The following is a 7,784-nucleotide window of genomic DNA, read 5'->3' as shown; positions in this document are numbered from 1 at the left end:
GATAAGCGGAGCGCATCCGCCGCCTTGGTTGGGTGGATGCGCTTCGCTTATCCCACCCTACGTCACTGATCTGGCTTCGCTTACGTCAACAGAACCTAGGGTGAGGGGATTCAAAATAAGGATTTTTCCTTTTTGACCCCCTCATCCCAACCTTCTCCCAGAGGTAGAAGGCGCGCAATGCGTGAGTCCTAGAGCATTTAAAGCTTGGCACAAACCCCTCCGCCCTGCCTAGCCCGCGAGGCGTCGCACCGGAATAAATCAATGGGAATGCCCATGACGGGCGATACTCAAGAAGGCTTTGGCTACACTTTTGCCAAGCAACCATCACCTTAGGCAACGCTTGTGAATATCTTCGACGCCTTCCAGCGCATCTACATCATCAACCTGCCCACCCGACCCGACCGCCGCCGCGCCGTGCTGGCCGATTTGGCGGGGGTCGGCCTCGCCGCCGAGCATCCCCGGCTGCGCATCTTTTCAGGGATAAGGCCCGAGGTGGTGACGCTGCTTTGCACGCCCTCGCTGGGCGGGCAGCGCAGCGACATCTATCCCAACCAATGGTACGACCGGCTGCCCGGCTTCCAGCAACTCGCTGGCTTGGCGCGCCGCCTGCTCAATGACATCCGCCAGCGGCGGCGCGGCGGGGTGGGAGTGCGCCAGGGATGAGACTCGCGGACTCCATCATGAATCCCGCCGAGTGGGGCTGGGATATTCATCGGCTAGCCGTCGATAAGCTGGGATGGCAACGGCCTTTCGGGCGGCGGGCGGGCTGGAAGAAGCTGCTGTTCATCACCGAAAAGGACATCATCTGCCGCGCCCAGATATTCCCGTTCTGGTATCACCGGGCGGATTTCGCCCACCGCTTCCGCATCGAGATGCGGGAGTTGCCGCTGGCGCGGTTCCTGGACGCAAAGCATCCCTACCAGGAGGCGGACGCCGTGTGCTTCCAGAGCCTCTTCGATCTCCCGCCCCCGGTTCTCGCCAAGCTGGCGGCGCGGGTCCGGGCGGCGTTCCCGGAGGCGCGGCTGGCCTATTTCGACTGGTTCGCCCCCACCGACCTGCGCTACGCCGCCCCGTTGGACGAATACCTCGCGGCCTATGTGAAGAAGCAGGTGTTCAGCGACTTCGGCCAGTATGGCGCCACCACCTTGGGCGACACCAACCTGACCGATTACTACGCCCGGCGCTTCGACTTGGCGGATTATCCGCCCACCCACTTCGAGGTGCCGCCGGGCTTCCGGCAAAAGCTGTGGCTCAGCCCCCATTTCGCCTTCTCGCCCCACATGCTGCCCTATTTCCTGGGCAAGTTTCCGAACCCTCAGACCCGCGACATCGACCTGCACGCCCGCGTCGCCTCCAAGGGCGCCGAGTGGTATGGCCGGATGCGCCAGGAAGCCTTGGACAAAGCCATCAGCCTGGAAAGCCGACTGAACGTGGCGTGCCGGGGCTTCGTCTCGCGGGACGTGTATTTCCGCGAACTGTTCCGCGCCAAGGCGTGCTTCAGCCCCTTCGGCTACGGCGAGGTGTGCTGGCGGGATTTCGAGGCCATGTTCACCGGCGCGTTGCTGCTCAAGCCGGATATGGCCCATCTGGCTTGTTACCCGGACGTGTTCGCGCCCTACGAAACCTATGTTCCCGTGGCCTGGGACTTGAGCGATTTCGACGAGAAGCTCGACTACTACCTGAGCCACGAGGACGAGCGGCAAGCCATCACCCGCAACGCTTTCGAGCGACTCCAGCGCTATTTCCGGGAGCAACGGTTCCTCACCGATGTGGAGCCGCTGCTGGAGCTTCTGAACCTGCTGGATTGATTCCCATGGACACGCCACCCCGCGTCTTGCTTTCGGCTTATCAATGCGGTCCCGGCATGGGCGTGTAGGAACGCATTGTCCGGCTTGAGGTCGCAATGAATCCGCCCCGCGCCGTGCAGGAAGGCCAAGCCCTCGGCCAGTTCCGCGAGGCAGCGCCAGACCTCCGCCGTGGCTAGCGGACCCTCCCGCTCCAAGCGCTCGGCCAGGGTGCCGCCGGGCAGGTATTCACACCACGCAGGCCCCCCGGCGGCAGGCGGAAGGTGTCGTGGTGCTTTGCGGAATCTGGGGCAATAATGGCGTGCATCATCCCGGATGGCGCCGCGCTTCATCCGCGCTACTTTCCTGCGAGCCAATTCAAAATCATCCCCGGCGGCCATCCCTTAATCCACAGGATTCCCCATGATAGATGTGGACAGCTTGGTGTTTGAATACCCCGGCCTGAGGGCGCTGGACGAGGTATCCCTGCATATTCCGCAAGGCAGCATCACCGCCCTGGTCGGGCCAAACGGCGCGGGCAAGACCACCCTGCTGCGCTGCCTCGCCGCGCTGGAGCAGCCGGTGAGCGGCGGTATCCGCGTCGCTGGCCTGGACGTGCTGGAGCAGCCCCGCGAATGCCACCGCGTGATTGGCTATTTGTCTGACTTCTTCGGTCTTTACGAGCGGCTGACCGTGCGGCAATGTCTGCATTACGTCGCCCGCGCCCAGGGCATGGACGCCGCCGACGCGGCGCGGGCGATCCTGGCAACCAGCGCCCGGTTGGGACTGGACGGGCGCTTGGAAACCCGGCCCGGCGAGCTGTCCAGGGGGCTGCGCCAGCGGGTCGCCATCGCCCAGGCCATCATCCATTCGCCCCGCGTGGTGCTGCTGGACGAACCGGCTTCCGGCCTGGACCCGGAAGCCCGGCATGAGTTGGCGCAATTGTTTTTGGACTTGCAGAGCCAAGGCATGACCCTGCTGGTGTCGTCCCACATCCTGGCGGAATTGGAAGCCTACAGCACCGATATGCTGGTGCTGCGGCAGGGGCGGATCATCGAGCATGTGGCGATCAAGGCCCGCGCCGAAACCCAGCCATTCCGGCTGGTGCTGGCCGAGCCGGTGGGCGGGCTGGCGGAGAAGCTACGGGCGTTGACGGGCCTGGACGTGCTGAGCGTCGAGCAGGACCGCGCCGCGCTGCTGAGCCTGCCCACTGACGCGAACGTCCAGCATCGCGTGCTGCGAGACCTGCTGGCCTTGGACCTGCCGGTCTGCGAGTTCGCCCCGGCAGCGCAGAACATGCAGGACGCTTACCTCGAATCCATCAGGCAACCCCGATGAACATCAACCCCGAATTCGAACGTCAGCTTTGGCTGGAGTTTCCCCTGTCCCGGCAAATCGGCGTGCCGCTGGTACTGGCCGTGATATTCGGCCTGACCTATACCCTGGACCATGACAACTTAACGAATATCACCACCAACACGGCGGGACTGCTGTTTCTGCTCATCGTTTCCTGGGGAGGCTCCCGGCAAGTGGTGGACAGCCTGCTGGATGAAAAGCGCAACCGCACCTGGGACACCCAACGCTTGTCGGCGCTGGGGCCGTGGGCCATGGTCTGGGGCAAGCTGTTCGGCAGCACCTTGGTGGTTTGGTATGGCGCGTTGATATGCATAGTGATGTATGCGCTGGCGGCGGATCGTGCTACCACGCCGAACCTGCCTTGGCTGTATGTCTATGGTTTGCTCGGCGGTTTGGGGCTGCAAGCCTTGAGCTTTTTGATGGGGCTGCTGGCACTCCGCCCCGGCCCCGCCAACGGGGGTGGCATCACGGTGGCGATGACGCTGGCCGCGCTGTCCATGTTGGGACCGTGGGGCATGTCCCTAACCAAAAACCCTCTGCACGATGTAAAAATCGTGGCTTGGTACGGCTTGCCCATAAGCTTGTCGAGTATGACCCTAACCGCCTTGGCTATAGCTGTATTCTGGGTCGGCGTCGGCTGCTATCGGCTGATGGCTCAGGAGTTGCGAATCCGCAGCCTGCCCTGGGTGTGGCTGGCGTTCGCGCTGTTCCTGAGTGGATTTCTGGCGGGCTTCTTGGCCCCGGAGCTTGGGGCGGGTCCATCGTTCTGTCTAGTTGGCTTCCTGGCGGGTCTGGGCTTGACCTATGTCGGGCTACTCAGTGAATCGAATGAACCGATGCGCTACAAGCGCCTGCTCGCCTACGCCACCCAATCCGCATGGCAACGCTTCGGCGAGGAGTTGCCGCCTTGGTGTGTGAGCTTGGCCTTGGCAACCCTGTTCGGTCTGGCGCTCAGTGCCTTGGGGTGGCCCAAGCCAGTCGGAGTCGGGGATGGCTGGCGCCTTTATCCCCTGCCGTTGCTGCTGCTGGCGTTCCGCGATGTGGGCGTTTTCCTGGGCTTCAGTTTTGGCAACAACCCGCAACGGGCCTTGATGTCCACCGTGTTGGTATTGGGGCTGCTGTATGGGGTGATTCCCGGCATTATCGAGGAACTGGGATGGACGTGGCTGGAAGCCATCGTGTTTCCGTTGGGGGCGGGCAGTGTGGTGATTGGGCTGGTTTGTGCGGGAGCGCAAGCCTTGATGGCGCTGGGTTGGGCGTATGGGAAGTGGCGGAGGCGTGTGTATCAGGGTAGGGAAGCGGCGTAGTGGCCGCCTGAAGGCGGGACTACGAGCCAAAAGCTATGTGAGGCCCAGCCATTATCCCAACAACTCCCCCACCGCCGCCAACACCGACCCCGCCGTATGCCGCCCCATGCAGTCGAACGTCCCGCCGCAAGTGGGCCGACGCCGACAAGGCGAGCATTCGAGTTGCTCATACAGCACGCGGGCGTTGGCCCGGCCCGTGTCGAGATAGGGGCGGGTGGAGCCGAACAGCGCCAGAGTGGGCGTCGCCATGGCGATGCCGAGATGGGTGAGGCCGGTGTCCACGCCGACCAGCAACCGGGCGCGCTCGATCAACGCCGCGCACTGGCCGAGGCTGGTCCGCCCGGCCAAATCAATCAGACGGCCACCGGCCAGCGCTTGAATGGCGGCGGCGTGGTCGCGGTCGGCGGGTCCGCCCAGCATCAGCACCGGCCAGCCCCGCGCATCTGTCAGGCCAGTGGCGAATTCCGCCCAGCGCTCGTCGAACCAATGCTTCTGGGGGCGGGTGGTGAACGGCGCGATGACGGCGTAATCCCCCGGCACGCCCGAATTCGCCAGCAGCCCGGCCACGGCGGCGCGGTCCTCGTCGGACACGGCGATATCCAGGGCGAAGGCGTCGGGCGGGGCACCCAGGAATTCCGCCAGCTTGCGGTACTCCTTGCCAATCTTCGGGCTGTCCACCCGCCGGTCCAGCACGTCCGTCATCAACAGCCCGCTGCCTTCCCGCGAACCCAGGCCGATGCGACGCTTGCCGCCGCTGAGTCCGGCCCAAATCCCGCTCTTCAACAAGCCCTGTAAATCCAGCACCACGTCATAGCGCTCGGCCCGCAACTCGCGGACGAACCCGGACACTTCCCGCCCAAGCTGCCGATATTGGCCGGATTGACGCAGTTCCCGCCAACGCCGTCGGGGCAGCAGGTGGAGCCGCTCCAAGCGGGGATTGTGGCGCAGCAGCCCGGCGTTGGGTTCTTCTGTCAGCCAGCTTATTTGTGCGCCGGGAAAGGCCGCGTGCAGGGCGGGGATTAGCCCTGAAGCCATGATGACATCGCCAATCGCGCTGAGGCGGATCACCAGGAGGCGGGTGGGTGCGGTGGTGGTCATGCTCAGATGATGCCCCGTTCTTTCAAAAGCTGGCTGTAAAGGTCGAGACAGGCGGCCACCACGGCTTCCCGGCTGAATTGCTGGCGCAGGAGGGTCTCGCCCGCTCGTCCCAGGTCCGTCCGGGCCGAGGCCCGCAGCAGCACATCGACCCCTTTGGATTCCACCAAGCGGCTCTGGGTGAACAGCACGAACCGATCTTTGGGGATGCCGTGCGGTTTGCGCAGGGTCAGCCGGGTGGTTTTATCCGGCAGGCCCGCGATGCGCTTGATTCGCCAGGCCGACCAGACATCGCCGGGTCCAGACAGCGGCAGGTGAACTTGCTCCACGCCCGCTTGCTCCAGTAAATGCCCGGCCTCGGTGCCCGCCCGGTCGATGGCGAGAATGGTCTTGCCATCCTCCCGCAGGGCGCGGACCAGGGTCACGAAGAACTGGTCAGTGCCGCTGAACTGGCTGCTGCCCAGGATGTGGATGGATGGGTACACGCCCGCTCCGGCACCGCTAACGGGGCGCGTCCGCCAGGCTGGACACGCTGGCCGGACGCGGGGCAACCGCCCTGAAACCGGCGAGGTCCGAGGCCAGGGGATCGTCGAAGCGATAGCCGAAGGCCGCGATGTCTTGGCGGTAATGATCCGCCACCAGCGCCGCCGTGATGTCGTTGTAATAGCCGCGGTAATCCTTGCGGCGGTCGGTGGCTTGGCGGGCGTGACGCAGGTCCGGGCGGCGGATGCCGATGCGGTGGCAGGCCTCGTCGAAGTCGTCCGCCAGGAATTCATAGCGCCCGATGAAATCGACGAGGCGGCGGCCATGCAGGTCCACCAGATAATCGCTTTGCAGTTCCGTGGACATGTCGGCGTGGTACTGGGGCGGACGGGCCGGGTCCAGCTTCCAGCGCAGGAAGGCTTCGAAGCTGTCGATATGGGTGATGAGATGGGGCCGCTCGCGACGGATGTGGTGGTAAGAGCTGACCTGCAAATCCCACGGGCTACGCACGAAGGCGAACTTGAACAGCCGCTCGAACACCTCGCGGGGCAGCATTTCCTGGGCGGCGATGAGCTTGGCGTGGCGGGGGAACTTGGCGCCGATTTGATGGCGGGTGAAAGCGCTCAGGCGGCTGCACAGGAATTGGGGAATCCGGTACGGGTCGGTCCATTTGTAGTACCACAGCGAATCGCGGACGCTGGTGCCGCCGGTCTTGGCGATGTGGACGAACAGGAAGTTGTACTTGAGGGAGAGCAGCATGGGATTTGATTGTTTGGATTCAAGCCCGTCGATCCGGGATGCCTGGACGGTATTGGCAGGCTAGGCTGGCTCCGGCCCCGTTGGCTTCGACTCAGCTCAGCCAACGGGACCCAAGCCCACGGGGCCGGATCCAAGCTCTGTATGTCGGGCATGTACTCATGCCCGACGCCATGACCTCATTCTAGGCCATTGTTCAGCGGGAGTGGCTGGCTTTCCAGGTCATCCGCCGCGCCGCGTGACGAGCCGACCAGCCGCTTGAGCAGAAAGCCCAGCAGCAGAAACGCCACCAATCCCGCCGCCGTAAACTGGACCAGCCGGGAGAATTCGGTTTGCACCACCCCGGCGCCAATCAACACGGCGGTGGCGCCCAGCGGCAGATAACCGAGCAGGCTACCGAACAGGAAATCCCGATGGCCCACCGGCGACAGGCCCAGCAGCAGGTTGTTGTGGAAGCCGTTCATCGGCAATTGGCGGATGAGCAGCACGGCCAACAATCCCCGGTGGCGGAGGCGGTCGGCGTAGCGGTCGAGGCGCGGATAGCGGCGCAGGATTGGCTCGCGCCCGAAGGCCCGCACCGTCAGGAACGTGGCGTAGGCACCCAGCAGCGTGCCGACTTGGCTCCAGGCCAAGCCCCACCAGGGACCGAAGGCCACGCCCGCCAGCGAACACACCACCAAGCGGGGCGCCCCGACGGCGATGAGCAGGGCCGTGCCCGCCACGAACACCAGGGGCGCGGCGATGCCGAAGCTGTCCAATTGGGCTTTGATGATCTGGCCTTGCTGTAGCCAGTCCTTGAGGGGCAGGAAGAAAACCGCCAGCCCAAGGGCCAGCATGAGCAAGATGCCGAAGGCGCCGAAAATCCCCTTGGTTTTCGGGCGATTGGCTTCGGCGGTGGCTAAGCGATCCGGGTCGCGCATGAATTTCCCGTGAGTTAGGGTCGAGCGGGCGATTTTATTAGAAAGCGGCGGGCCGGGGCAGGGCGGCGGCGGCGCGGGGCGGG

At 64.5% G+C, this 7,784-nt stretch carries 9 protein-coding genes; 4 read left to right on the top strand and 5 right to left on the bottom strand.

Going from position 1 to position 7,784, the window contains the following annotated elements; translation table 11 throughout:
* Positions 1–342: 342 nt before the first annotated feature.
* A complete protein-coding gene (locus ACXWUF_RS14995; protein ID WP_458495459.1) occupies positions 343–663 on the top strand; it encodes a hypothetical protein in 321 nt (106 codons plus the stop codon).
* Positions 660–1,808: a glycosyltransferase gene (locus tag ACXWUF_RS14990; protein WP_458495458.1), complete on the top strand. Its 1,149-nt coding sequence runs from the start codon at positions 660–662 to the stop codon at positions 1,806–1,808. The genes ACXWUF_RS14995 and ACXWUF_RS14990 overlap by 4 nt, the downstream gene beginning before the upstream one ends.
* Here the strand turns inward: ACXWUF_RS14990 and ACXWUF_RS14985 are convergent.
* Positions 1,739–2,137, bottom strand: a complete 399-nt coding sequence (locus ACXWUF_RS14985) for a protein kinase domain-containing protein (protein WP_458495457.1) — start codon at positions 2,135–2,137, stop codon at positions 1,739–1,741. The genes ACXWUF_RS14990 and ACXWUF_RS14985 overlap by 70 nt on opposite strands.
* Positions 2,138–2,207: 70 nt before the next feature.
* Between ACXWUF_RS14985 and ACXWUF_RS14980 the strand changes: the two genes are divergently transcribed.
* Positions 2,208–3,122, top strand: coding sequence for an ABC transporter ATP-binding protein (locus ACXWUF_RS14980; RefSeq protein WP_458495456.1), 915 nt, complete (start codon positions 2,208–2,210; stop codon positions 3,120–3,122).
* Positions 3,119–4,447: an ABC transporter permease gene (locus tag ACXWUF_RS14975; protein ID WP_458495455.1), complete on the top strand. Its 1,329-nt coding sequence runs from the start codon at positions 3,119–3,121 to the stop codon at positions 4,445–4,447. The genes ACXWUF_RS14980 and ACXWUF_RS14975 overlap by 4 nt, the downstream gene beginning before the upstream one ends.
* Before the next feature lie 51 nt (positions 4,448–4,498).
* Here the strand turns inward: ACXWUF_RS14975 and ACXWUF_RS14970 are convergent, their stop codons facing one another.
* From ACXWUF_RS14970 to ACXWUF_RS14955, 4 genes are all read right to left on the bottom strand, one after another.
* Complete coding sequence (locus ACXWUF_RS14970; protein WP_458495454.1) at positions 4,499–5,545, bottom strand: glycosyltransferase family 9 protein; 1,047 nt, start codon at positions 5,543–5,545, stop codon at positions 4,499–4,501.
* A 2-nt stretch (positions 5,546–5,547) separates the two neighbouring features.
* The gene (locus ACXWUF_RS14965) at positions 5,548–6,027 is read right to left on the bottom strand and encodes a hypothetical protein (RefSeq protein ID WP_458495453.1); all 480 of its coding nucleotides are present in this window, start codon (positions 6,025–6,027) and stop codon (positions 5,548–5,550) included.
* Between the two features lie 16 nt (positions 6,028–6,043).
* Positions 6,044–6,784, bottom strand: a complete 741-nt coding sequence (locus ACXWUF_RS14960) for a sulfotransferase family 2 domain-containing protein (RefSeq protein WP_458495452.1) — start codon at positions 6,782–6,784, stop codon at positions 6,044–6,046.
* Positions 6,785–6,960: 176 nt separating this feature from the next.
* Positions 6,961–7,784: TVP38/TMEM64 family protein (locus tag ACXWUF_RS14955; protein WP_458495451.1), on the bottom strand; the 824-nt coding region annotated here is incomplete at its 5' end.

This window comes from Methylomagnum sp. (assembly GCF_054333355.1).
Note: the sequence above shows the minus strand (reverse complement) of the source record. Positions and strands in the feature narration are given on the sequence as shown.